This window comes from Amedibacterium intestinale (assembly GCF_010537335.1).
GTDB classification, from domain to species: domain Bacteria; phylum Bacillota_I; class Bacilli_A; order Erysipelotrichales; family Erysipelotrichaceae; genus Amedibacterium; species Amedibacterium intestinale.
In genome coordinates this window covers 808,757-831,279 of record NZ_AP019711.1, presented here as the reverse complement: position 1 = coordinate 831,279, position 22,523 = coordinate 808,757, and the positions used below count along the sequence as shown (strand labels likewise).

29 protein-coding genes are annotated in these 22,523 nt (G+C 35.9%); 28 read left to right on the top strand and 1 reads right to left on the bottom strand.

The window, feature by feature from the left end; all coding sequences use genetic code 11:
• The first annotated feature begins 3 nt into the window (after nt 1-3).
• The 3 genes from A9CBEGH2_RS04270 to A9CBEGH2_RS04260 all read left to right on the top strand — a co-directional run bounded on the left by A9CBEGH2_RS04270 (nt 4) and on the right by A9CBEGH2_RS04260 (nt 2,684).
• Nucleotides 4-702: a pseudouridine synthase gene (locus A9CBEGH2_RS04270; protein WP_118277126.1), complete on the top strand. Its 699-nt coding sequence runs from the start codon at nt 4-6 to the stop codon at nt 700-702.
• A gap of 28 nt (nt 703-730) precedes the next feature.
• Nucleotides 731-2,032 carry a pyrimidine-nucleoside phosphorylase gene (locus A9CBEGH2_RS04265; RefSeq protein ID WP_118277127.1) on the top strand — a complete coding sequence of 434 codons (1,302 nt, stop codon included), beginning with the start codon at nt 731-733 and terminating at the stop codon, nt 2,030-2,032.
• A gap of 211 nt (nt 2,033-2,243) precedes the next feature.
• Nucleotides 2,244-2,684: a GNAT family N-acetyltransferase gene (locus tag A9CBEGH2_RS04260; protein WP_118277128.1), complete on the top strand. Its 441-nt coding sequence runs from the start codon at nt 2,244-2,246 to the stop codon at nt 2,682-2,684.
• A 39-nt stretch (nt 2,685-2,723) separates the two neighbouring features.
• Here A9CBEGH2_RS04260 and A9CBEGH2_RS04255 read toward each other — a convergent pair whose 3' ends face one another.
• Nucleotides 2,724-3,056 carry a cupin domain-containing protein gene (locus tag A9CBEGH2_RS04255; RefSeq protein WP_118361302.1) on the bottom strand — a complete coding sequence of 111 codons (333 nt, stop codon included), beginning with the start codon at nt 3,054-3,056 and terminating at the stop codon, nt 2,724-2,726.
• Nucleotides 3,057-3,148: 92 nt separating this feature from the next.
• On the opposite strand from A9CBEGH2_RS04255, the gene A9CBEGH2_RS04250 reads away from it, so the two are divergent.
• The 25 genes from A9CBEGH2_RS04250 (at nt 3,149) to A9CBEGH2_RS04130 (ending at nt 22,419) form a co-directional block, all read left to right on the top strand.
• Nucleotides 3,149-4,291, top strand: coding sequence for an MFS transporter (locus tag A9CBEGH2_RS04250; RefSeq protein WP_118361300.1), 1,143 nt, complete (start codon nt 3,149-3,151; stop codon nt 4,289-4,291).
• 251 nt (nt 4,292-4,542) lie between these two features.
• Complete coding sequence (locus A9CBEGH2_RS04245; protein WP_163104359.1) at nt 4,543-4,728, top strand: helix-turn-helix transcriptional regulator; 186 nt, start codon at nt 4,543-4,545, stop codon at nt 4,726-4,728.
• Nucleotides 4,729-4,762: 34 nt separating this feature from the next.
• A complete protein-coding gene (locus A9CBEGH2_RS04240) occupies nt 4,763-4,915 on the top strand; it encodes a hypothetical protein (RefSeq protein WP_163104357.1) in 153 nt (50 codons plus the stop codon).
• On the top strand, nt 4,872-6,158 hold the full coding sequence (locus A9CBEGH2_RS04235; RefSeq protein WP_178085856.1) for an SNF2-related protein: 1,287 nt from the start codon (nt 4,872-4,874) through the stop codon (nt 6,156-6,158). Before A9CBEGH2_RS04240 ends, A9CBEGH2_RS04235 begins: the two co-directional genes overlap by 44 nt.
• Nucleotides 6,155-6,436, top strand: a complete 282-nt coding sequence (locus A9CBEGH2_RS04230; RefSeq protein ID WP_163104355.1) for a hypothetical protein — start codon at nt 6,155-6,157, stop codon at nt 6,434-6,436. The genes A9CBEGH2_RS04235 and A9CBEGH2_RS04230 overlap by 4 nt, the downstream gene beginning before the upstream one ends.
• A gap of 1 nt (nt 6,437) precedes the next feature.
• Complete coding sequence (locus A9CBEGH2_RS04225; protein WP_163104353.1) at nt 6,438-6,629, top strand: hypothetical protein; 192 nt, start codon at nt 6,438-6,440, stop codon at nt 6,627-6,629.
• Nucleotides 6,629-6,979: a VRR-NUC domain-containing protein gene (locus A9CBEGH2_RS04220; protein WP_178085855.1), complete on the top strand. Its 351-nt coding sequence runs from the start codon at nt 6,629-6,631 to the stop codon at nt 6,977-6,979. The genes A9CBEGH2_RS04225 and A9CBEGH2_RS04220 overlap by 1 nt, the downstream gene beginning before the upstream one ends.
• Complete coding sequence (locus tag A9CBEGH2_RS04215; protein WP_163104351.1) at nt 6,976-7,416, top strand: hypothetical protein; 441 nt, start codon at nt 6,976-6,978, stop codon at nt 7,414-7,416. Before A9CBEGH2_RS04220 ends, A9CBEGH2_RS04215 begins: the two co-directional genes overlap by 4 nt.
• On the top strand, nt 7,413-9,032 hold the full coding sequence (locus A9CBEGH2_RS04210) for an AAA family ATPase (protein ID WP_163104349.1): 1,620 nt from the start codon (nt 7,413-7,415) through the stop codon (nt 9,030-9,032). Before A9CBEGH2_RS04215 ends, A9CBEGH2_RS04210 begins: the two co-directional genes overlap by 4 nt.
• A gap of 2 nt (nt 9,033-9,034) precedes the next feature.
• A complete protein-coding gene (locus A9CBEGH2_RS04205) occupies nt 9,035-9,361 on the top strand; it encodes a hypothetical protein (RefSeq protein ID WP_163104347.1) in 327 nt (108 codons plus the stop codon).
• Nucleotides 9,361-9,816 (top strand): DUF669 domain-containing protein, encoded by a 456-nt coding sequence (locus A9CBEGH2_RS04200; RefSeq protein ID WP_163104345.1) that lies wholly within the window; start codon nt 9,361-9,363, stop codon nt 9,814-9,816. Before A9CBEGH2_RS04205 ends, A9CBEGH2_RS04200 begins: the two co-directional genes overlap by 1 nt.
• 77 nt (nt 9,817-9,893) lie before the next feature.
• The gene (locus A9CBEGH2_RS04195; RefSeq protein WP_163104343.1) at nt 9,894-10,445 is read left to right on the top strand and encodes an HNH endonuclease; all 552 of its coding nucleotides are present in this window, start codon (nt 9,894-9,896) and stop codon (nt 10,443-10,445) included.
• A gap of 393 nt (nt 10,446-10,838) precedes the next feature.
• Nucleotides 10,839-12,251 carry a hypothetical protein gene (locus A9CBEGH2_RS04190; RefSeq protein WP_197739444.1) on the top strand — a complete coding sequence of 471 codons (1,413 nt, stop codon included), beginning with the start codon at nt 10,839-10,841 and terminating at the stop codon, nt 12,249-12,251.
• Nucleotides 12,252-12,254: 3 nt separating this feature from the next.
• Nucleotides 12,255-12,587, top strand: a complete 333-nt coding sequence (locus A9CBEGH2_RS04185) for a type II toxin-antitoxin system PemK/MazF family toxin (RefSeq protein WP_163104340.1) — start codon at nt 12,255-12,257, stop codon at nt 12,585-12,587.
• A gap of 150 nt (nt 12,588-12,737) precedes the next feature.
• On the top strand, nt 12,738-14,615 hold the full coding sequence (locus A9CBEGH2_RS04180; protein ID WP_163104338.1) for a phage/plasmid primase, P4 family: 1,878 nt from the start codon (nt 12,738-12,740) through the stop codon (nt 14,613-14,615).
• A 4-nt stretch (nt 14,616-14,619) separates the two neighbouring features.
• On the top strand, nt 14,620-15,003 hold the full coding sequence (locus A9CBEGH2_RS04175) for a DUF3310 domain-containing protein (protein WP_163104336.1): 384 nt from the start codon (nt 14,620-14,622) through the stop codon (nt 15,001-15,003).
• Nucleotides 15,000-15,167: a hypothetical protein gene (locus tag A9CBEGH2_RS04170; RefSeq protein ID WP_163104334.1), complete on the top strand. Its 168-nt coding sequence runs from the start codon at nt 15,000-15,002 to the stop codon at nt 15,165-15,167. The genes A9CBEGH2_RS04175 and A9CBEGH2_RS04170 overlap by 4 nt, the downstream gene beginning before the upstream one ends.
• Before the next feature lie 158 nt (nt 15,168-15,325).
• Nucleotides 15,326-15,601 (top strand): MazG nucleotide pyrophosphohydrolase domain-containing protein, encoded by a 276-nt coding sequence (locus A9CBEGH2_RS04165; protein ID WP_163104332.1) that lies wholly within the window; start codon nt 15,326-15,328, stop codon nt 15,599-15,601.
• Between the two features lie 86 nt (nt 15,602-15,687).
• Complete coding sequence (locus A9CBEGH2_RS04160) at nt 15,688-16,362, top strand: hypothetical protein (protein WP_163104330.1); 675 nt, start codon at nt 15,688-15,690, stop codon at nt 16,360-16,362.
• Between the two features lie 435 nt (nt 16,363-16,797).
• Complete coding sequence (locus tag A9CBEGH2_RS04155; RefSeq protein ID WP_163104328.1) at nt 16,798-17,217, top strand: sigma factor-like helix-turn-helix DNA-binding protein; 420 nt, start codon at nt 16,798-16,800, stop codon at nt 17,215-17,217.
• A 139-nt stretch (nt 17,218-17,356) separates the two neighbouring features.
• Nucleotides 17,357-17,806 carry a terminase small subunit gene (locus A9CBEGH2_RS04150; protein WP_232057309.1) on the top strand — a complete coding sequence of 150 codons (450 nt, stop codon included), beginning with the start codon at nt 17,357-17,359 and terminating at the stop codon, nt 17,804-17,806.
• Nucleotides 17,796-19,031 carry a PBSX family phage terminase large subunit gene (locus tag A9CBEGH2_RS04145; RefSeq protein WP_163104326.1) on the top strand — a complete coding sequence of 412 codons (1,236 nt, stop codon included), beginning with the start codon at nt 17,796-17,798 and terminating at the stop codon, nt 19,029-19,031. The genes A9CBEGH2_RS04150 and A9CBEGH2_RS04145 overlap by 11 nt, the downstream gene beginning before the upstream one ends.
• Nucleotides 19,019-20,500, top strand: coding sequence for a phage portal protein (locus tag A9CBEGH2_RS04140; RefSeq protein ID WP_163104324.1), 1,482 nt, complete (start codon nt 19,019-19,021; stop codon nt 20,498-20,500). The genes A9CBEGH2_RS04145 and A9CBEGH2_RS04140 overlap by 13 nt, the downstream gene beginning before the upstream one ends.
• A complete protein-coding gene (locus tag A9CBEGH2_RS04135; protein ID WP_163104322.1) occupies nt 20,493-22,232 on the top strand; it encodes a phage minor head protein in 1,740 nt (579 codons plus the stop codon). The genes A9CBEGH2_RS04140 and A9CBEGH2_RS04135 overlap by 8 nt, the downstream gene beginning before the upstream one ends.
• 1 nt (nt 22,233) lies before the next feature.
• Nucleotides 22,234-22,419 carry a hypothetical protein gene (locus A9CBEGH2_RS04130; protein ID WP_163104320.1) on the top strand — a complete coding sequence of 62 codons (186 nt, stop codon included), beginning with the start codon at nt 22,234-22,236 and terminating at the stop codon, nt 22,417-22,419.
• Nucleotides 22,420-22,523: the final 104 nt, after the last annotated feature.

The window sequence follows — 22,523 nt, the reverse complement described above, 5'->3', positions numbered from 1 at the left end:
ACTATGAGATTAGATAAATATCTTGCTCATGCACAAGTGGGCACTAGAAAAGAAGTGAAACTTCTGATTCGAAAAAAACATGTAACAGTAAATGGAGAAATCGTTATAAAAGATGATGTTCATATTGATGAAGTTCATGATGTTGTTTGCGTTGATGGAGAAGAAATTTATTATGAAACTATGGTATATCTTATGTTAAACAAACCAAGTGGTGTCATTAGCGCAACCGTAGATGAGGTTCATGAAACAGTACTGGATTGTATTGGTGCTTCGCTGCCAAAAGACTGTTTTCCAGTTGGAAGACTAGATATAGATACGGAAGGGTTATTGCTGATTACAAATGATGGAAAACTTTCCCATTTCTTGTTGTCACCAAAACACCATGTGAAGAAAACATATTATGTAGAAATGAAAAATATCTTATCAAAAGAAGATATTGAAATTTTAGAAAATGGGAGTATCGTATTAGATGAGAAAGTGATTAAACCTGCAAAAGTTGAAGTGATAGATGATTATCATTGTTATTTAACAATTGAAGAAGGAAGATATCATCAGGTAAAACGAATGATGTCAGCTGTAGGTAATGAAGTCCTTTATTTGAAACGTATTTCTATGGGCTCTTTACGGCTAGATGAAAACTTGCAAACAGGTGAGTGGAGATGGCTTAGTGAAGAGGAAGTACAGGCTTTAAAAAACAAATAGGTAGTTTGTACAGAAAGGAGTTGGTATCATGCGCTTTGTAGATATCATCGAAAAAAAGAAAGAGGGACAAGCTCTTTCAAAAGAAGAAATTCATTTCTTTATTGACGGTTATGTAAAAGAAGAAATACCGGATTATCAGGTTAGTGCATTGTTGATGGCTATTTGTTTTCAGGGAATGAATGAACAGGAAACTGCATGGCTTTGTGAAGAAATGCTGTATAGTGGCGATGTTATGGATTTGTCTGCTATTAAAGGTGTAAAGTGTGATAAACATTCGACAGGTGGTGTTGGAGATAAAACAAGCCTTTCTTTAGCGCCAATGGTTGCGGCATGCGGAGTGAAAGTTGCGAAGATGAGTGGCAGAGGTCTAGGTCATACAGGAGGCACACTGGATAAAGCAGAAAGCATTTCTGGGTTTCAGGTGAATCTATCAGAAGAAGAATTTTTTAAACAGGTAAATGATATCGGTTTAGCAATCATTGGACAAACAAAAAGCTTAGTTCCTGCAGATAAAAAATTATATGCACTTCGTGATGTGACTGCTACTGTGAATTCCATACCTTTGATTGCATCCAGTATTATGTCAAAAAAACTGGCGTCTGGTGCAGACACGATTTTGCTGGATGTGAAATTTGGTGAAGGTGCATTTATGGAGACAAGTGAAAAAGCAGAGGAACTTGCAAATTGTATGATTTCTATTGGGAAATATTTCCATAAAGATGTACGAGTTATCATCTCCAATATGAACCAGCCGTTAGGCAATGCAATTGGAAATGCACTGGAAGTAAAAGAAGCTATTGCTACTTTACAAGGAAAGGGTCCAAAGGATTTTGTTGAATTGTGCTTAGAAGCTGGTTCTATCATGCTTTTACAGGCAAAAGCTGCTTCCAGCAAAGAGCAGGCAAGAGCGATGCTTAAAGAAACTTTGCAAAATGGAAAGGCCTATGAAAAATTGGTAGAGATGGTAAAAGCGCAGCATGGTGATGTAGAACAAATCTATCATCCTGAATTATTGCCACAGGCAGAACATGTTATTGAAATAACATCGAAGGAAGAAGGATACGTTAAAGAACTGCATGCTTTACAGCTTGGTTTATTGGCTATGCGTTTAGGAGCAGGACGTATGATAAAAGAAGATGTAGTAGATCCTTCTGTTGGGATCGTTCTTCATAAAAAAGATGGCGATTATGTCCAAAAAGGAGAGAGTCTTGCCAGTGTACACACAAAACAAAATCTTGATGAAGACTGGTTAAAGGATTTTTATGATTCCTTTGTGTTTAGTAAAAATAAGGTTGATGAAAAACCGTTAATTTATAAAATAATTGAATAATAGTATATAACAGAAGATTTCGTCTTATTCGTATATCTTCTGTTTTTTTTTAGGAAATGCTGTTGAGAAGATGTTTAAATCGACTTATAATGGTTTTAGAAGTGAGGTGGTATTGTATGAAATTAGTAAAAATCGTATATGCCAAAGGAGTAGATTTTTGATTATTTGATCCTTCTTTGTGATATGAAAAATAATCAGAAAAGAGGAAATCATGGAAATTACAAATTTTAATAATTTTGAGGATTGTGTTTTTTGTCAGGTATTTAAGAAATATTTTGAGGAAATACAGGTTCATGTAGAAGATTGGGATGCTTTGTTTAAAGACATGAACGCAGATGAAAGAGATGTCGCAAAGGTTTTAATGGAAGATGGAAAGATATATGGATTTATAATATATCGAAAAGATGAACTGAAAAACTGGTTCTTTTTTGAAACAATAGGTTTTATTAGAGAGTTTTGGATTTCTAAAAGTATGAGGAAACAAGGATTTGGCTCTAAGCTTTTAGAAGCTGCTGAAAAAGATATGGAGGACGTTAACAGAATCATGTTAACGCCTGCTAAGAGAAAAGAGTCTTTTTATGAAAAAAGAGGATATAGAAAGGCAAAGATACAGGCATTGAATTGTTTACATGTATATGTAAAGGAGGGATGATAAACTAAAAGGAACGAAAAAACCGTTCCTTTTTAACTTCTATTTTAACAGTATTAATGCCATGAATACCAAAGGTTCATTGCCAATGTTTTTTATACCGTGTGATTTACCATTAGGTGTGCAGGTAACATCACCTGGCTTTAGTTCACGTTCCATACCATTGTCATTGTATAATGCATGTCCCTCTAAAATGTAATAAACTTCTGTATCATCTTCATGCTTATGATAACCCAAAGAAGAATTTACATCAATCGTTACACGTGCATACATTTTCACATGACTTCCCATTTCTTTTGGTGTTAATAAACGTTCAATATGCATGGTTCCTTTTCCACCAGCACGATTTGTATAATGTTCAATTTCCTGTTTCATAAATATACCCTTCTTTCTATCTTATTATATTATAGCGAATGATACTAAATCATAAAAGGGTGAACATACTAAAAACAGGAGTGATATTTAAAATGAAGAAAAAGGAAACACTTGTATGTTATCTTTTAAATTTTTTGTCTTTTGCAGGTATTTCTATGGTTAATACACAGATTGTCCCTTTTTTAAAAAATGCAGGATTTTCTGTAGTAGATAGAGGTTTTTTATTATCAGGAAGTGCATTTGTGGCAGTTCTAGGACAAATATTGGCGGGGTATATTTGCGATCATATACAAAAGTTAAGACCTGTTTATGTTATTTCTTATGTTTTGCTTACATTAGGAAGTATTCTGTTGTTTTTGTTTCCAGAGAAAAGCTTTTTTCTATACTTGCTGGCAGTTGGATTAAGTGGTGGAATGGTTAGAGTGATCATGGGTTTAAATGAAACATGGATGCTTCAAATTGACCAAAATAATTATGGAAGACTTCGTGCTTCTGGGGCATTGGGATTAGCTGCTTTTTCCACTATTGCAGGATTTTTGATTAAGCCTTTTGGTTATCAAGCTTTGCTGTTTGTGTATCTATGTATTGCACTTGGTGTCTTTTTCCTTGTATATCGAATCAAAGATATAAATAAGCAGAATAAAAAAGTAAATGGGAAAGATATAAAAGAACTTATAATGAATAAAAAATATATGTTACTGGTATGTATATTTTTATTAATTTATATGATTGGTACTGCGGATCAGTACGTTGTAGTAGATAAAATGCTTCAAATTGGCGGAAATAATACACAGGTAGGATGGAAGTGGGCAGTACAGTCTTTTATGGAAGTCCCTTTGTTTCTGATGGCAGAAAAAATTTTAAAGAAATGGAAACCAGAAATCTTATTAAAAGCAGGTATTGTTTTTTATGCGATAAAGTTTTTCCTGTATGCATTTGTACAAAAACCAATGTATTTGATTTTTGTTTCTTCTTTACAGCTTGTAACACTGCCCTTAATCATGCTGTCTAGTAAATTTTTATTTCAAAGCGTAACAAAAAAAGAATTGTTTAATACAGCTCAAATGTTTGCAATGGCGATATTTGTTGGAGGAAGTATGTTTTTTACACCAATTATAACTTCTTATTTAAGCAAGATATTAGGTTATAATATGCTGTTATATGGTATTGCGATGTTTACAATTATCCCGTTCATATTAAGTATCCTTTATACAAGAATGCAGAATAAATGTTGAAATTAGTGCTTGTTTTCTTTATAATAAAGATAGAAACAAGACTGTGCAACCCTACGATAGTGGGTTATTATAAATAATAACCATTATGATAGATGTCAACAAAAAGCCTATTAAATAGGGTTTTTATTCATCAAAGACCGCCAAAAATGGCGGTTTTTATTTTTGTCCATTAAAAATGGCAAAAAAGCCATTGACATTTTATAAAATGCCATTTATAATGTCATTGTGATTTTCGAAGGGAGTGAAAAGGATTGATTGATTTAAAAGAGTTGAGAACGTCAAAAGGCTTTTCACAACAGGAATTGGCGACGAAATGTGATGTCATTCGACAAACGATTTCAAATATCGAATGCGGATTGTCAAAACCGTCAATCGAGTTGGCGAAAAAACTTGGTGAAGTTCTCGAAGTCGATTGGACTTTATTTTTTGAAGAGTAATGCCATTTAAAATGACATTAAAGGAGAAATGCCAGTGAAAGAATATAAAACAGAAAAAGCAATCGTTCGAATTCATGGTAAGCCAAATCATGAATTGATAAAAAGGGCTTGCGAACGATATGCGGAAAAGGTGGTGAACATAGGTGAAGTTGTTTCCACACCAAAAACAGGCGTTACAAGCCACTAGCGGACAAAATCGAGTTGCCTATTATTTAGATATGGGCTTGGGAAAAACGTTCGTAGGAAGCGAAAAAATGCACGAATTAGACGCCGATGTGAATCTTGTCATTTGTCAAAAATCAAAAATTGACGATTGGTTCGAACATTTCGAAACGTATTATTCGAATCAAGGTTATATTTTTAACAACTTGACGAACAAAAAAGAATTTGAATATTTCATCGACGTCACAAGTCAAGGTCAAGCGAAAATAGTAGGATTTATAAATTACGAATTGGCATGGCGACGTAAAGAACTTCTCAAATTAGAGAATTTCACGTTGATGTTGGATGAATCATCATTGATTCAAAATCGCAAGGCGAAACAATCTAAATTCATTTTAAAGCTAAAACCACAAAACGTCATATTGTTGAGCGGGACGCCATGTTCGGGGAAATATGAAAATCTATGGTCACAAATTCATTTGTTGGGTTGGGAAATCAAAGAAAGTTTGTATAACAAACAATATGTGAATTGGAAAACGATTGAAGTTGGCGAATTCAAACATAAAATCGTTGATAAAGAAAAGCCGTACAAAAACGTTGACCGTTTAAAAGCCAAATTAAGGCGTTATGGAGCGGTTTTCATGAAGACCGATGAATGTTTCGACTTACCACAACAAAACGTCATAGATATCTATTGCAAAGCCCCTAGAGAGTATAAACGATTCGTGAAAGATTCCATCGTGACAATTGGTGACAAAGAACTTGTCGGAGATACAACTTTAACAAAGCGGTTATATGAAAGAATGATTGCTTCACAATATAACGACAATAAGTTTCAATCGTTTTATGATTTGGTCGAATCGACAAACGATAGATTGATAGTTTTCTATAACTTCAATGAAGAATTAGAACCAATGGTCAATATGATGTATGACGAAAGTTTTAAACGTCCATTTTCTATCGTTAACGGAAAAACAAAAGATTTAAGAGCATATGAAGAATGGGACAATTCAGTCACGTTCGTTCAATATCAAGCGGGTGCAAAAGGTTTGAACTTGCAGAAAGCAAACAAAATCATATATTTTTCACCGACGGAAAAATGTGAAGATTACATGCAATCATTGAAGCGAATTCACAGAATCGGACAGGAAAAACCGTGTTTCTATTACCGACTGATTACCAAAAACACCATTGAAAAAGACATATACAAAGCGGTTGAAAGTGGTGTTGATTACACGGACGAATTGTTCAAGGAGAAAAGAAAATGAAAGAACTAGATGAATTATATTTCATTCTCGAAGAAAAAAAGAGAATTGAAAAACAGGAAAAAGAACTAAAAGAAAAAATCGAACAAAATATGTCAAAATCAAACATTGACAAAATGGAAAATGAATATTTAAAAATCACGCTTGTTCCCGAAACGGTGTCAAAAAGTTTCGATATGAAGAAATTCAAGGAAAAAGAACCCGATTTGTATTCTGTTTTATCAAAAGATTACGAAAAAGAAACCAAACGTAAAGCCTATTTGAAAGTGACGGTGGTTTGACATGAAAATTGTTAAATGGTCAACAATTTTGTTGTTATTAGCAACACCGTTGTTCATCGTATGGGCGAATCAGTATCGTGAATCATTCGGTTTTGGCGGTGAAACACTTGTTTCGTTATTTCCTATGTTGATTTATTTATCATATCATTCGACAAAAGATTTGGTCAAAACAATAAAGGAAGAATGTTTCTAATGGCAAGTGAAAAGAATTTCGAAAAACGTGTCAAAGAATTTTTGAAACAACAAAATTGTTGGGTGCTGAAAACATGGTCGAACGGTGTCCAAAGGTCGGGCGTTCCCGATTTACTGGTTTGTTGCAACGGTGTATTTTTGGGAATCGAACTAAAAGCCCAAAAAGGAAAACCAAGTGAACTTCAATTGTGGAATGTAAAGAAAATAAGGGAATCGGGCGGTGTTGCGATTGTTTTATATCCAAATCAGTTTGAGGAATTCAAAAATATTATTGAGTTGTTGAAACGTGGTTACAACGAGAATGTACGTTTGAATCAAGCGTTGTTTGACAAAGCGGGGTGGTTTGAATGAAATTCAAAATCGGCGATAAAGTCAAATTAAAAGACGATTTGGTTGTACGCGAAAGGTATGAAGAAATAAGTTTTTTGGAAGAAATGGAATGTTTCAAAGGAGAAGTTTTGACAATAAAAAGCATTAACAAAAGAGGTAATTATAGATTAAATGAAGCGCCATTCTTTTGGTCGCCTAGCATGTTTGAATTGGTCGAACCAATTGACGTTGAATTTGAAGAAGTAAGGATTCCCGATGAACCGCCGAAAGCAAAAGTTGAACTATATGACACGATTCGTCACAAGGATTTTGGAATCGGAACGGTGATTGGTTTTAATGGCAATGACATTTGTGTTGATTTTGACGAATACAATCCATATCTTCACGATTCGGGTGGAAAATGTGAAAATGGTCACGGTTGGTATTGTATGTTGAAAGATTTGGAGAAAGTCGAATGAAGTGGTCACATAGTCGGGTCGAGTGTTTCAATTCATGCCCGTTCAAATTTGAATTGCGATATATTGCAGAAATGAAGACCATTCCAAGCGATGACGCGTCGAATCCATTGATTATCGGTTCAGCAATGCACAAGGGAATCGAAACAACCGTCGAAGAAGCTATCAAAGAATACTATGATTCGTTTAATGTAATTACAGATTTACAAATCAATGAAGCAATAAAATTGTCGAATTTGATTCCGAAAGTCAAAAAAATTGTTCCTAAAAATTTAGTTTATGAATTTGAAATCAATCACGAAGATTTTCACGGATTCATTGACGGATTGGAAGAATTGGAAGACGGGACATTCAACATTTATGACTTCAAATATTCGAATAACCTAGAACACTATTTGGAATCGCCACAACTTCACTTATACGCCTATTATTTCGAGCGTATGACGGGGAAAAAGGTCAATGGCTTATATTATGTCATGATTCCAAAAACGTTTATAAAACAGAAAAAAAGCGAGGATTTATATCAGTTTAGAAAACGACTTGAAAATACGCTTGACGGACTTGAACCGAAAATCGTCAAAGTCGAATATGACGAAAAGAAAGTCGAACAATTTAATTGTGATATTCAAACAATCGAAGAAACGACAAAGTTTGAAAAAAATGAAAGTCGTTTGTGCGATTGGTGTGAGTATAAAGAGTATTGCTTGAAAGGAGAAGAATACATGATTTTACCTAGTACGGAACGCCGTGAAATCGGAAAAGCAACAAAAAGAAAAATTTGGATTTATGGTGACGCCTTCACTGGAAAAACAACGATGTTGGACGACGCGCCGAATCCATTAAACTTGAACAGTGATGGAAACATTCAGTTTGTAACAATGCCATACATCGCAATCAAGGACATCGTGACAGTAGAAGGACGTGTCACACGTCGTAAATTCGCATGGGAAGTGTTGAAAGAAACGATTGAAGAACTCGAAAAGAATAAAAACGAATTCAAGACAATCATCGTTGATTTACTTGAAGACACTCGTGAAATGTGTCGTCTATACAAATATGACCAAATGGGAATCGAACACGAAAGTGATTCGGGATATGGTAAAGGTTGGGACATCATCAAGACTGAATATCTTTCAACATTACGTCGACTTTTCAACCTTGATTATGAAAATATCGTTGTCGTATCGCACGAAATTCAAAATGAAATCAAGAAAAAGAATGGACAGACAATAACAAAGATTGCGCCGAACATTCAAGAATCAATCGCAAACAAAGTCGCGGGAATGGTCGACATCGTGGCGCGTGCGGTCGTTGAAGATGATGGAACAAGAACGTTGAACTTCAAATCAAATGAATTCGTGTTTGGTGGCGGTCGTTTGAAAGGATTGACAGAAACAAAGATTCCTTTAAGTTGGGAAGCACTAATGGACGTATATGAAATTGCGTCAAAAGGAACGCCAAAGAAGGAAGAAGAACCGAAACAGGAAAGACCACGTCGAGAACATAAGGTTGAAGAAGAACCAGTTGAGGAAGAACAAAAGGTTGAAGAAACACCAGTTGAAGAAGAAAGACAAGTGGAAGAAAGACCACGCAGAAGAACAAGAAAGGCAAGGGACTGAAAATGAAAAAAATTATTGAACAACTAAAAGAAAGAGGAATTGACAAGAAACTTCAAAGTGTTATGGATTTTGCAAAAGTTACAGGATTGAATGAAACTTCAAGCTATGAAAAAGCATTACACAGGACATTCATGAACATGGTTGAAGAACAGGAAGAAGAATTCGAAGACGAAGTCATTGAATGTGTATTTGAAGAAGGATTGAAAGTATTATTTGAAGAATTGAACGTTCAACCATCACAGGACGTTGAGGTTGATAACGAAATCAAAACATTATTTAGTGGTTTGAATAAATTAAGAGATTTAATGATGAAAGGGGAAGAAAAATAATGAGTATTTTTGATAAATGGAACAAAGCAGTTGACGGGGAAGCATTAGCAAAGGACGTTAAGGAAGTTGAAGAAAACGGCGGGAATTTTGAATATAAAGAAGTTCCACTTGGAGAATATGAAGTCAAAATTGACAAAATGGAATTGAAGGAATCAAAAAAAGGTGACCCAATGTTCACATGTTGGTTCAAGGTTTTGGAAGGTGAATTCAAGGATTCAATCATATTCATGAACCAAGTAATTTTACAGGGATTCCAAATTCACATTGTAAATGAATTCTTGAAATCACTTGGAACGGAATTGAATGTTGAATTTGATGGTAATTATGCACATTATAACGATTTAATTATGGACATTGCGGAAGAAATCGACGGTAAATGTGAATATTTATTGGCTTATGACCAAAACAAAAAAGGATATAATACATTCAAAATCAACGAAATTTTTGACATCTAAAATGCCATTTTAAATGGGAAAGCCATCGTGAAATGACATCGCGGTGGCTTTATTTGTTCGAGAAAGGAAAGTAAATAATGATTTCTAGTGTCAAAGATTATGTCGGTTTATATGCGATTACCGACCGCGGGAATGTTTACAGTGAAAACCGTTATTTAAAAGATGGAAGATTTTTCCGTGGTAAAAAATTAAAAGGCGGACAATATCATAACGGGTACAAATTTGTTTGTTTGCGAAAAAATGGAATCAATAAAAATGTAATGATTCACCGATTAGTTGCGGAAACATTTATTCCGAATCCAAACAATTATCCTTGTGTCAATCACATTGACGGGAACAAGCAAAATAATTGTGTTGAGAATTTAGAATGGTGTTCGTATAGCGACAATTTGAAACACGCCGTAAAAATTGGATTGGTAGAAAATCAATGCAAAATAAGAAGAAAAGTTGTCATCGAAAAAGATGGAATAAAACACGAATTTGATTCGATGAAAAATTGTGCGTCATTCTTTGGATTCAAAAAAGGGTGGCTTCAAAATCGAATTAGAAAAAATGGTGAAGTTTTTGAATATCAAGGATATTTGATTCAAGTGTCACCGCGAAAGAAGGTGGTTCGGGAATGTCAATGATATTCTACGATTGACTTCGAAGTTTTTGCTTATGATTGGTTGGTCGTTGCGATTGACGTTGTGAATCAAAAAGAACATGTCATCGTAAATGACACAAAGCGTCTTGAACAATTATATTGCGAACACAAACAAGACATATGGGTCGGCTTCAATAGTCGACACTATGACCAATACATTTTAAAAGGCATTTTAGCGGGATTTAACCCAAAGCGAATCAACGATTGGATAATCGTCAAACATCGTGTGGGTTGGGAGTTCTCAAGCCTTTTGAGAAAGTTCCCTTTATACAATTACGATGTCATGCAAGCGAATGACGGCGGGTTGAAACGATTCGAAGGGTTCATGGGAAACGACATCAAGGAATCAAGCGTTCCATTTGATATTGACAGGAAATTGACGGCGTCGGAGATTGCCGAAACAATCAAATATTGTCGTCATGATGTTGAACAAACAATTGAAGTGTTCTTGGAACGAAAAGACGATTTTGAAGCACAAATGGGATTGCTGAAAATGTTCAACATGCCGTTGATGAACATAAACAAAACGAAAGTTCAATTGTCGGCGCAGATTTTGGACGCAAGCAAAAGAACGTATAACGACGAATTTGACATTTGTTTTCCCGATATAATGCGAATCAATAAATACAATTTCGTTGTTGACTGGTACAAAGATAAAAACAATCGAAAATATAGAATCGACCCAAGCAATGAGAAATCAGAAAAACACAAGTTGTCTTGTGATATTGCGGGCGTTCCCCATCAATTCGGTTGGGGTGGTGTCCATGGGGCGTTGGAACAATATTGTGACGAAGGATATTTCTTGATGATGGACGTTGCGTCGCTATATCCAAACTTGATGATTCGATACAACTTGCATTCTAGGTCGTGCAATCCTCAAAAATTCAACAATATTGTCGATTTGCGATTGAATTATAAGCATGAAGGAAATCCACTTCAAGCCCCGTTGAAAATCGTCATAAATGGAACGTATGGGGCGATGAAAGCGAAGTCAAATCCATTGTACGACCCAAGACAGGCAAACAATGTTTGTGTTCACGGTCAATTGTTGTTATTAGATTTGATAGAAAAGTTAGAACCGCATTGTAAAATCATTCAATCAAATACGGACGGAATTCTTGTCAAATTAAATGCTAAAAACGACAAGGAAGCTGATGAACAATACAGTTTGATTGATGACATCGCTTATGAATGGGAACAAAGAACGGGATTGACACTTGAATTCGATGAATATCGTCGAGTTTATCAAAAGGACGTTAATAATTATGTCATTGTTCCGGACGGTGAACTTTATGACAAAAAAGGAAAGCCACGTTGGAAATCAAAAGGCGCATACGTGAAGAAGCTGAACAATCTTGATTATGATTTGCCGATTGTAAATAAAGCAATGGTCGATTTCATGGTCAAAGGGATTCCAGTTGAAAAAACGATTCTTGAATGTGATGAACTGAAAGAGTTCCAACAGGTCAAAAAAATAAGTAGTAAATATTCAAAATTGCTATACGGAACGCGTTTCGAAAGCAAAGGAAAAAAAGTCTTTATGACATATAGCAACACGGTTGAATTGAATGAAAAATGTATTCGTTGTTTTGCTTCAAAAGACAAGCGCGATGGTGGATTGGCAAAGGTTCACGCGGAAACAAAAGCAATTGCAAAATTGGAAGGAACACCCGAACACGCATTTTTATTTAATGATGAAGTGAATGGCGTGAAGTGCCCGTCGAAACTGGACAAGCAATGGTATATAGATTTAGCAAATCAAAGATTGAAAGATTTTGGGGTGATGTAATAAATGAAGGTAGAAAAAGGACAAGTAGTATATTTAAAAACCGAAAATAAAAACGGTAAAGGACATATCCAAATGGGAAGACGTCCATTCCTAGTAGTATCAAACGATATTGGAAATAGATTTTCAGAATTTGCAATGGTAGTTCCATTGACGACCAAATTAAAAAAATTGTCGCAACCGACCCATGTTGTCATTGATTACAATAATTCGATGGTTATTTGCGAACAAATTTTCACAATAAGACAAAGCGATATAGTTAAAATCGAATGTAAAATAAGTGAATTTCAAATGAAATTTGTTGACGAATGTTTGAAAAATGCCTTGGGTGTTGTGTGATGAGAGAAGTCTTAAAAGATTCGGAAAAGATATGTTCCGTATGCGGTAGAAAATTTTTGATTATAAATAAAGCGGGCTACATTTATAAAGCCCATAAGAAATATCAATGTTCATATTCATGTTATCAAAAAGAAAGGAAGAAAATCAAAAATGTTAGAAAGATTGTATAAAGGATTTGTTCGAACAAAAGACAAGAATTGTATTGACAAATTTAAAAATGGCGCGAAATTAAGAACATTTGACGAGGTCAAGAATCTTGATGAATACGCGGGTATTCTAGCGGACGACGTCATTCTTGTTGACATTGATGACATGAATCAAAGTGAAATCATGATGGACATTGTCGAAGACTTGCAATTGGATTGTATCGTTTATCAAACGACACGCGGTCGTCACTTCTTGTTTAAAAACAATGGTGTTGACAAATGCGGGACGCACAAAAAAATCGCAATTGGATTGACGGCAGACATTAAGGTTGGTTCACGAAATAGTTATGAAATCATTAAATTTAACGGCGAAGAACGATTCGTTGAATGGGATTGTGAGGAATTGGGAACGTTGCCGAAATGGTTCGTTCCCGTAAATTCCAACATTGACTTCTTTGACATGAAGGAAGGACAGGGACGCAATCAAGCGTTGTTCAATTATATCTTGACGTTGACAAGTGCGGGATTCACACAAGAAGAATCAAGGGAATGTATTCGATTGATTAACAAATATGTTTTACATTCCCCATTATCTGAAGATGAATTGAACGTGATTATTCGTGACGAAGCATTTCCAGAAGAAACATTCTATGACGGGAAGAAATTTCTTCACAATAATTTTGCGGTGTTTCTCAAAAATAATGACAAGATTTGCCGAATCAATGGTCAACTTCATGTATACCGTGACGGACAGTATATTGCGGGACATCGTGAAATTGAATCAATCATGTTGAAATATGTTCCAACGCTCAAAAGCGCGCAACGTGTCGAAGTGCTGAAATATCTTGAATTGATTTGTAACGATGTAGTTGAAGCGGACGCAAGATTCATCGCATTTAACAACGGTGTATATGACATCATGGAAGGTGTTTTGAAGCCATTTACAAGCGATTTGATAATCACTAATAAAATACCATGGGACTATGACGAAACGGCTTATAGTGAACTATGTGACAACGTATTGAACAAATTATCTTGTAATGACAAAGCAATTAGAATGTTGCTTGAGGAAGCGATTGGATATTCATTTTATAGACGAAACGAATTGTCAAAGGCGTTCTTCTTGACAGGAGAAGGAGCGAACGGGAAATCAACATTCCTTGACATGTTAAAAAATCTATTAGGTCAAATCAATTATTCATCGCTTGATTTGGCTGAACTGGAAGAACGATTTTCGATTGTTACGTTGTCGGGGAAACTTGCAAACGTTGGTGATGATATAAGCGACGATTTCTTGCAAGGTCGGGCAATTTCAACATTCAAAAAGATTGTTTCGGGAAACCAAGTGAAGGCAGAAAACAAGGGCGTTGACGCGTTTTTCTTCAATCCATATACAAAACTATACTTTTCGGCGAATAGCTTGCCACGGACAAAATCAAAGGGGTTTGGGGCGATTCTTAGACGTTTAGTCATAATACCATTCAACGGAAGATTCACGAAAGACGACCCCGATTATGACCCGTTTATCACATGGAAGTTGAAGGACGAACAAGTCATGAAATATTTGATTCAATTGGGAATCCAAGGATTGAAAAGAGTATTGGAGAATAGAGGATTCACAGAATCCAAGAAAGTCGAAAAGGAATTGAAAGAATACGAGATTTCGAACAATCCAATTTTGTTGTGGTTACAGGAAGACCCGAAAGTCGAGAATGAACCTACAAAAGAAGTTCATCGAAATTATAGGTCGTTCTGTATAGAAAACGGATTCACCGAAATGACGTTGATGAACTTTTCAAAAGAAATAAATAAACGATTGGGATTGACCGTGGTTCGAAGAAGAATCGACGGTAAATTGACGGGAATATATGTGAAGGAGTGAAAGAATGACGAGAAAAGAAAAAATAAACAAATTTGAAGATTTTTGCAACGAACGAAATGAATGTTGTGATTGTTGTAAATTAAATAAACTGGGGTTTTGCGATAATAAAAACACATGGAATTTCACAGACGATGAACTTGACAAATGTATTGCCATTATTGATGGAAAAGACAATGACAATGTCAATCACCCATCACATTATGACGGCGAAATTGAATGTATTGACGCCATGATTCAAACACAGGGAGTTGAAGCCGTGAAGGGATTTTGCATTGTCAATGCGTTCAAATATTTGTGGCGATGGAAGAACAAAAATGGTGTTGAGGACGTGAAAAAAGCGAAATGGTATTTGGATAAGTTCTTGGAACTGGAAGGAGAAACAAAATGAATGGTTATTTTATAGCAATATTAGTGTTACAAGCCATGACATTGGGAATTGCATTGGTTAAGCATGGACAACCAAAAGACGGGACGTGGAGTTTTTGGACATACTTGTTTTCAACATTGATTGACTTGTGGCTGATTGTCATGGCAATCAATACGGGGTTTTAATTATGCCGTCAAGAAAGTCGTTAGAAAAAACATACGGCGTGACAATTACGAAAAACACATGTGGTTCGTATTGTTATTATCGAATAGTAGGCGTTGACAAAATTTTTGACACCGTGACCGAAGTTTCTTCTTTTTTGAAGGGAGAAAATAAAATTGACATGAAAAATATTATTGATTTTTACGGGGTATATCCACAAGCGAGAATCGCAATGGAAGAATGCGCGGAACTGATTCAAGCAATATCGAAGTGTTTGAGATACCCAAAAGATAAAAAAAGAAAAGACAATTTAATTGAAGAAATGGCGGACGTGCTGATTTGTATTGAACAATTAAAAATCATGTTCGATATTTCAGAAAAGGAAATTCAAGAATGGATTTTCAAAAAGGAAAAAAGAGTGTTTGAAAGATTAAGAGAGGACAAGAAAAATGTTTAGTAATTTGGGCTTTATTTTACTAGGTGGAATGATTGGTGGAACACTTGTGTTCGGACTGATGTGTATTGTGATTGGGGGTTCGAAAAATGATTAAGATTGAAAATGTCGATGTATTTGGTTGGGAAACCGCGATTCGTGGAATGCGAAATCCAATGAACAGTTGGGATAAAAGTGATAGTGGAATGTGTTGTTGCGTATATTGTGAAGATTGTTCACATCATGACAAAGATTGTGAATGCATAGGTGTTGATGACTTTGTTATTGGCATAAGTGATTTGAAGTTGATGAAAAATTTATCTAATGCGGGAAATGACCACGGGAAGTTTTTAAGAATGATAAATGTGTCTTTGGACATTGTCGCGCCGTTGTACTGGTGGAAAGAGTTTGACACATACAAAGTCGGAACGGTTGCAAATAGTTGTTCCACAATGCACAAGATACAGGCGAAAGAATTTACGATTGATGATTTTAGTCATGAACATTTGAACGATGGTTCAATTGACATGTTAAATGATGTCATTGGAATGTTGAACTATAATCGTGAATTATTTTTGGAAGAAAAGAAAAAAGATTATTGGTGGCAAATGATACAGTTGTTGCCGTCAAGTTATAACCAAAGAAGGACAATCCAATTGAATTATGCGGTTTTAAAGAACATGTATCATTCGAGAAAAGCCCATAAATTGGACGAGTGGTTGATGTTCTGCAAGTGGATTGAGTCGTTGCCGTATGCGAAAGAATTGATTGTTGGTGACAATTAAATTGTCGAGTAGTTGACGGAAATCGCAATTTTATTGTTGTGATTTTTGAAGAATTTTAAAGTTGTAGGCGTTGAGTGATGTGATTTAGTGTTCAAGTGTTCAACTTGAAAAACGTTTATTTTTCGACATTTTAAGTTGAACACTTGAACAGATTAAAAAATATTGTCGAGAAGTTGAACAAGTTGAACAAAGTTGAACACCGTTTGAGCCTTTATTTATCGTGTTTTTCGGGGTTGTTCAAGGTGTTCACGAACAAAACGCTTTTTATAAGATTTTAAAAAATAAAGTAAATAATAATATATAAATAAAAAATATATAAAATATAGGATTTGTTCATGAACAAGTTGAACAGTATCAAAAAAGCCTTTATTTATCGGCTTATTTGCTGTTCAACTTCTGTTCAACTTGTTCACACAGAAAGAAAAGGAGAAATTCATGTCAAAAGCAAAAAAATTGTTGATGTCGATTGCAAGACGTGACAAAATAATTGAATTGAAATTAGAAGAATTAGAACGTCAAAAAAGATTGTGCGAAGTGCGCGCCGTGACATTCGGTGAAAGGGTTCAGTCATCGGGAACGGACAGTTCCATGAAAGTGATTGATTATATCCAAATGAAAGATGAAGTCGATGAATATATCAAAAAGACTTTAGAGTTGAAAAAACATGTCATGGACGTCATGGATAAGATGGAGAATGAAATATATATCGAGTTGTTATATCGAAGGTACTTTGAAAAGATGACGTTCGAACAGATTGCAGAAAAATTGCAGTTGTCGAATAAAAGGGTTTATCAGTTGCATAAAATCGCATTGAAAGAACTTGATTGTGAATTAGACAAAATTAGAAAAAGTTAGAATGAATTGGGTTGAAGGTTATTATAATAATGTGATATTATTATAATACAAAAAGAGTATAAAAAGAGGACAAGCCATTCGCGAATATGCGGTGGCTTTTTCTATGCTTATTTTTAAGCGAGGAAAAGAAAGGTGGTGAATGAACGTGACGAAAATGACGAACAAACAAAAACGGTTTTGTGATGAATATTTGATTGATTTGAATGCGACGCAATCGGCGATTCGTGCGGGATATTCACCAAAGACGGCAAGATTCATCGGACAAGAAAATCTAACAAAACCCAACATCAAGGCATACATCGAAGAAAGAATGGCGGAAAAGGAAAAAGAATTGATTGCAAGTCAAGACGAGGTATTGCGCTATTTAACAAGTGTTATGCGTGGACAATCAGAAAGTGAAATTGTCGTTGTCGAAGGTTGTGGGGACGGTGTATCACAGGCGGTCAAGGTCAAGAAAGCCCCCGACGAACGTGAAAGGTTGAAAGCGGGCGAATTGTTGGCGAAACGTTATGGTATTTTAAGTGATAAAGTGAACATCGAAGGTGCGATTCCCGTTGTGATTTCGGGAAGTGACGACCTTGAAGACTAACGCAATAAAATTGTCGTTGCCACAGGTCGTAGGACGTGGCTATGCGACGTTTTGGAACTTCAAAGGACGTTATCGCGTTTGCAAGGGTTCGCGTGCTTCCAAGAAGTCGAAAACAACCGCGTTGTGGTATATCACAAACATGATGAAATATCCCGACGCCAATTTGCTTGTTATTCGTAAGACATACAGAACGTTGAAAGATTCGTGTTTTACCGAATTAAAATGGGCGATTTCACGATTGAAGGTGGACGCATGGTGGGACATTAAAGAAAGCCCGCTTGAATTGACGTATAAGCCGACAGGACAAAAGATATATTTTCGAGGACTGGACGACCCGTTGAAAGTTACGTCAATCACGGTCGAAAAAGGCGTGTTGTGTTGGGCTTGGTTAGAAGAAGCCTATGAAATCATGTCGGAAAGTGATTTTGACACACTTGACGAAAGTATTCGTGGTGAAGTTCCCGAAGGACTATTCAAGCAATGGACAATCACATTCAACCCATGGAATGAACATCATTGGTTGAAAAAAAGATTCTTTGATGTCAATGACGACAATATTCTTGCTATGACAACAAATTATTTGTGCAATGAATGGTTGGACGACAGTGACAAGAAGCTATTTGAAAGCATGAAAAAGAACAATCCCCGACGATATGCAGTTGCGGGGCTTGGAAATTGGGGTATTGTTGACGGGCTTGTTTATGAGAATTGGACGGAACGAGCGTTCACGCTTGATGAAATTAAACAATGCAAAACAAGAAGCGGTTTGGACTTTGGATATACCAATGACCCGACGGCTTTTTTTGTTGGCTTTTTAGATTTGGACGCAAAAAAATTGTATGTGTGGGACGAATTCTATGAAAAAGGAATGTCGAATAAAGCAATTAACGACAAAATTCTTGCGATGGGATATTCCAAAGAAAGAATCACGGGTGATAGTGCCGAACCGAAAAGTATTGACGAATTGAAATCAATGAAACTTCGAATCAAAGGCGCGAAAAAAGGAAAAGACAGTGTGATGAATGGTGTCCAGTGGATTCAAGACTTAGAAATCATCATTCACCCGCGATGTACGAACTTTATTACAGAGATTTCGAACTATACATGGGAAACCGACAAGTTCGGAAACAAATTGAACAAGCCGATTGATGATTTCAACCACTTGATGGACGCTATGCGTTATGCACTGGAAGACGACATCATCGGAAACAAATGGTTGTATTAGAGAAATGGGGTGAAAGAGTGCTAACAGAAAGCGAAATCATAAGATTCATACAGGAAGATGAATCAAGCGACAAGAAGCGATTTGCGAAGATCGGTCAAAAGTATTATGAAGGCGAACACGACATTCGAAATTATCGTTTGTTTTACTACAATGCGGACGGACAGTTGGTCGAGGATAAGACACGTTCAAACATCAAGATTTCACACCCATTCTTCACGGAATTAGTTGACCAAGAAGTTCAATACATGTTGAGTGGAAAGGAAGGATTCGTGAAAAGCGATATTCCCGAACTTCAAAATGAATTGAACGAGTATTTCAACGAAAATGAAGATTTCACATCGGAATTGTATGAGGTATTGACGGGAGCAATCACCAAAGGGTTTGAATATATGTACGCATACAAGAACGTTGAAGACAAATTGTCGTTTCAATGTGCTGATTCATTGGGAGTTGTGGAAGTAAGGGCAAAGGACACCGAAGATGGTTGCGATTACGTCATTTACTGGTATGTTGATAAAATAGCAAAGGACAATAAAAAGATTAAAAGAATCCAAGTTTGGGACAAAGACCAAACTTATTTTTATGTTCAAGAAGAAGACGGGAAATTGGAAAATGATGAAAGTCAAAAAATCAACCCGCGTCCACATACGCTTTATCGAAAAGGAGATAAAGACGAATTGTATTATGAGAATTTCGGATTCATTCCGTTTTTCAGATTGGACAATTGCCGAAAACAATTTAGCGGATTGAAAGCCGTCAAAGAAATAATTGACGACTATGACTTGATGTCATGTGGATTGTCCAACAACTTACAGGACGCAAGCGAATATTTGGTTGTTGTGTCGGGATTCCAAGGCGACAACATGGAAGAACTGATTCAGAACACCAAGACAAAGAAACTTATTGGTGTTGATGAAGGCGGGGGAATTGATTTCAAGACCGTCGATGTTCCGTATGAAGCAAGAAAAACAAAACTTGAATTGGACGAGAAAAATATTTATCGGTTTGGAATGGGCTTCAATTCGGCGCAGTTGGGCGATGGGAACATCACGAATATTGTTATCAAGTCACGATATGCTTTGCTTGATTTAAAATGCAACAAGCTAGAAATCAGATTGCGACAGTTCTTGCGAAAGATATTGAAAGTCGTGTTGCAAGAAATCAACGATAGAAACGACACAGACTATCAACAGAAAGACGTATATTTCGATTTCCAACGCGAAGTCATGACGAATGCAAGCGACAACGCACAGATTGAGAAGACGGACGCAGAAACGGAACAAGTGAAAATCAATACGTTGCTGAATCTTGCGTCAACACTTGACCAAGAAACAATCGTTCAAAACATTTGTGATGTGTTGGACATTGACTATGAAGAAATCAAAGATAAATTACCCGAGGAAGACAATTTGGTTGACGCTCAAAACGAAATTGACAATGTAATTGTCGAAGGTGAAGGCGTTGAATAAAAGACAAAAAGAAGTCATTCAATCACAGTTGAAAGACGAAGAAGCCATCATCAAGAAATTAAAGGCGACATATAACAAAGCAATTCGCGACATCAACCAAAAAATTAAGATATTGCAAGCGGACGAATTGACGCAATCGAAGATATATCAAATCGAGTATCAAAAAGCATTAAAAATGCAAATCAAAGCGATTTTGGACAATTTGAATGCGAATCAGTATACGGACATTCAAGAATACTTGAAGAAATGCTATGAAGAAGGATTCTTGGGGACAATGTATGATTTGCAAGGACAGGGAATTCCATTGGTGTTCCCGATTGACCAAAATCAAGTTGTCAAAGCATTGACTAATGACACCAAGTTGTCAAAATCGTTGTATGAATCATTGGGATTCCATGTGAAGACGCTTCAAAAGCAAATAAACGCAGAAATAAGCCGTGGAATTGCGAATGGGTATTCTTACAGTGACATAACACGAAACGTCCTTAAAAAAGCCGATATGGGCGTTAGAAGGGCATTGCGTATTGTTAGAACCGAAGGACATCGAATTCAACAACAAGCAACGTTTGACGCTCAAAAGGGAGCAAAGGAACGAGGGGCGGACATTGTCAAACAATGGGATTCCACAATGGACAAGAAGACACGACCAAATCATGTCAAATTAGACGGACAGATTCGGGAAATTGATGAACCATTTGAAGTGAATGGAAAACAAGCGATGTACCCCGCGGGATTTGGTGTTCCGCATGAGGACATCAATTGTCGTTGCGTCATGCTACAACGTGCAAGATGGGCGTTGGGTGAAGACGAAGTCACCAAAATGAACAATGAAACGAAAGAAATTGTAAAAATTAATGAAAAGAATTTCGAATCGTTTAAAAAGGTGTATAATGAAAGTGTGGAAGAAATTGTCAAAGAAACAACATTTGACATTATCGGAAATACGACGAAATTAAAAGGTGCAATGGGTGTCGGAGATTACAAAGAATACACGGATTTATTGAACAATCATTCGAACACAGACATCAAAAAACTATATTCGAAATATGCCGATGGAGTGGATAGAATAACATTCGTGAGAAATGGCGGTTCTTATTTACCATCGGAAAATTCAATTGAATTTGGATATGACAGTGGTTTGAGATATGAAGAAATCCATAAATATTCGACACTGGCTCACGAATATGGTCATTATTTTGACGCAAAAGCAAAATTCAAAGTCAATTTTAAAGAAATTGATAGTTTGAACAAAGCCATAGAGTCAAAAGGGTCATGGGCGAAAGAGTGGTTTAAAAAGAAAACAAGTTCAAGCGATGAATTTTTGCAAGCCGTTCGAAAAGACAAAGAATATATTAAAAACATTTTCTCAAATGATTTGAGAAAAGAGTTATCGGAACATGACGGAAGTTCGGGCGTTCAAGACGCAATAGACGGATTGTTTGGTGAACGTATTCGTTGGGGTCATGGAGATAAATATTACAACCGCAAATATACACTTGCGAAAAGTTTAAAAATCCACAACGACATTCAAAAAGTTTATAAAGAATTAGGATTAGACGCGTCTAATCTTGCAAAAACAAAAATGATTGTACGACAATATGAAACCGCGTCCGAAATGTGGGCGAACATCATGAGTGCAATTGTTTGCGGTGGAAAAGAATTGGAATACGTCAAAAAATATTTACCAAATTCATATGAAGCGTTGTTGAAAATACTAGAAGGAGTTGAATAAAATGTTTAAAAACGAAAATGAAGCAATCGAAGCGTATAATAAAACGTTTAAAGACGGATTCCCGTCAATTCCGTTGTTATCACGACCCGAAAAAGAAGTGATTGAAATTGTTGAAAATTGTATCAAAAACAACAAAGACGTCTATGAAATGGGTTATTTGAAATTGGACGACGATATTATTTATTAAAGGACATTCGCTTTAAATGTCCTTTTCTTATGGAGAAATAACATGGAAACAGAATTGAAGGAGTTATTCAAGAAATACAAATTGGGTCGTATATGTAAAATCAT

Excerpts from the sequence above, each read along its gene's own strand:
- A9CBEGH2_RS04270 (WP_118277126.1), top strand. The coding sequence starts at position 4 with ATGAGATTAGATAAATATCTTGCTCATGCACAAGTGGGCACTAGAAAA.
- A9CBEGH2_RS04265 (WP_118277127.1), top strand. The coding sequence starts at position 731 with ATGCGCTTTGTAGATATCATCGAAAAAAAGAAAGAGGGACAAGCTCTT.
- A9CBEGH2_RS04260 (WP_118277128.1), top strand. The coding sequence starts at position 2,244 with ATGGAAATTACAAATTTTAATAATTTTGAGGATTGTGTTTTTTGTCAG.
- A9CBEGH2_RS04255 (WP_118361302.1), bottom strand. The coding sequence starts at position 3,056 with ATGAAACAGGAAATTGAACATTATACAAATCGTGCTGGTGGAAAAGGA.
- A9CBEGH2_RS04250 (WP_118361300.1), top strand. The coding sequence starts at position 3,149 with ATGAAGAAAAAGGAAACACTTGTATGTTATCTTTTAAATTTTTTGTCT.
- A9CBEGH2_RS04230 (WP_163104355.1), top strand. The coding sequence starts at position 6,155 with ATGAAAGAACTAGATGAATTATATTTCATTCTCGAAGAAAAAAAGAGA.
- A9CBEGH2_RS04225 (WP_163104353.1), top strand. The coding sequence starts at position 6,438 with ATGAAAATTGTTAAATGGTCAACAATTTTGTTGTTATTAGCAACACCG.
- A9CBEGH2_RS04220 (WP_178085855.1), top strand. The coding sequence starts at position 6,629 with ATGGCAAGTGAAAAGAATTTCGAAAAACGTGTCAAAGAATTTTTGAAA.
- A9CBEGH2_RS04215 (WP_163104351.1), top strand. The coding sequence starts at position 6,976 with ATGAAATTCAAAATCGGCGATAAAGTCAAATTAAAAGACGATTTGGTT.
- A9CBEGH2_RS04210 (WP_163104349.1), top strand. The coding sequence starts at position 7,413 with ATGAAGTGGTCACATAGTCGGGTCGAGTGTTTCAATTCATGCCCGTTC.
- A9CBEGH2_RS04205 (WP_163104347.1), top strand. The coding sequence starts at position 9,035 with ATGAAAAAAATTATTGAACAACTAAAAGAAAGAGGAATTGACAAGAAA.
- A9CBEGH2_RS04200 (WP_163104345.1), top strand. The coding sequence starts at position 9,361 with ATGAGTATTTTTGATAAATGGAACAAAGCAGTTGACGGGGAAGCATTA.
- A9CBEGH2_RS04195 (WP_163104343.1), top strand. The coding sequence starts at position 9,894 with ATGATTTCTAGTGTCAAAGATTATGTCGGTTTATATGCGATTACCGAC.
- A9CBEGH2_RS04185 (WP_163104340.1), top strand. The coding sequence starts at position 12,255 with ATGAAGGTAGAAAAAGGACAAGTAGTATATTTAAAAACCGAAAATAAA.
- A9CBEGH2_RS04180 (WP_163104338.1), top strand. The coding sequence starts at position 12,738 with ATGTTAGAAAGATTGTATAAAGGATTTGTTCGAACAAAAGACAAGAAT.
- A9CBEGH2_RS04175 (WP_163104336.1), top strand. The coding sequence starts at position 14,620 with ATGACGAGAAAAGAAAAAATAAACAAATTTGAAGATTTTTGCAACGAA.
- A9CBEGH2_RS04170 (WP_163104334.1), top strand. The coding sequence starts at position 15,000 with ATGAATGGTTATTTTATAGCAATATTAGTGTTACAAGCCATGACATTG.
- A9CBEGH2_RS04165 (WP_163104332.1), top strand. The coding sequence starts at position 15,326 with ATGAAAAATATTATTGATTTTTACGGGGTATATCCACAAGCGAGAATC.
- A9CBEGH2_RS04160 (WP_163104330.1), top strand. The coding sequence starts at position 15,688 with ATGATTAAGATTGAAAATGTCGATGTATTTGGTTGGGAAACCGCGATT.
- A9CBEGH2_RS04155 (WP_163104328.1), top strand. The coding sequence starts at position 16,798 with ATGTCAAAAGCAAAAAAATTGTTGATGTCGATTGCAAGACGTGACAAA.
- A9CBEGH2_RS04150 (WP_232057309.1), top strand. The coding sequence starts at position 17,357 with ATGAACGTGACGAAAATGACGAACAAACAAAAACGGTTTTGTGATGAA.
- A9CBEGH2_RS04140 (WP_163104324.1), top strand. The coding sequence starts at position 19,019 with ATGGTTGTATTAGAGAAATGGGGTGAAAGAGTGCTAACAGAAAGCGAA.
- A9CBEGH2_RS04130 (WP_163104320.1), top strand. The coding sequence starts at position 22,234 with ATGTTTAAAAACGAAAATGAAGCAATCGAAGCGTATAATAAAACGTTT.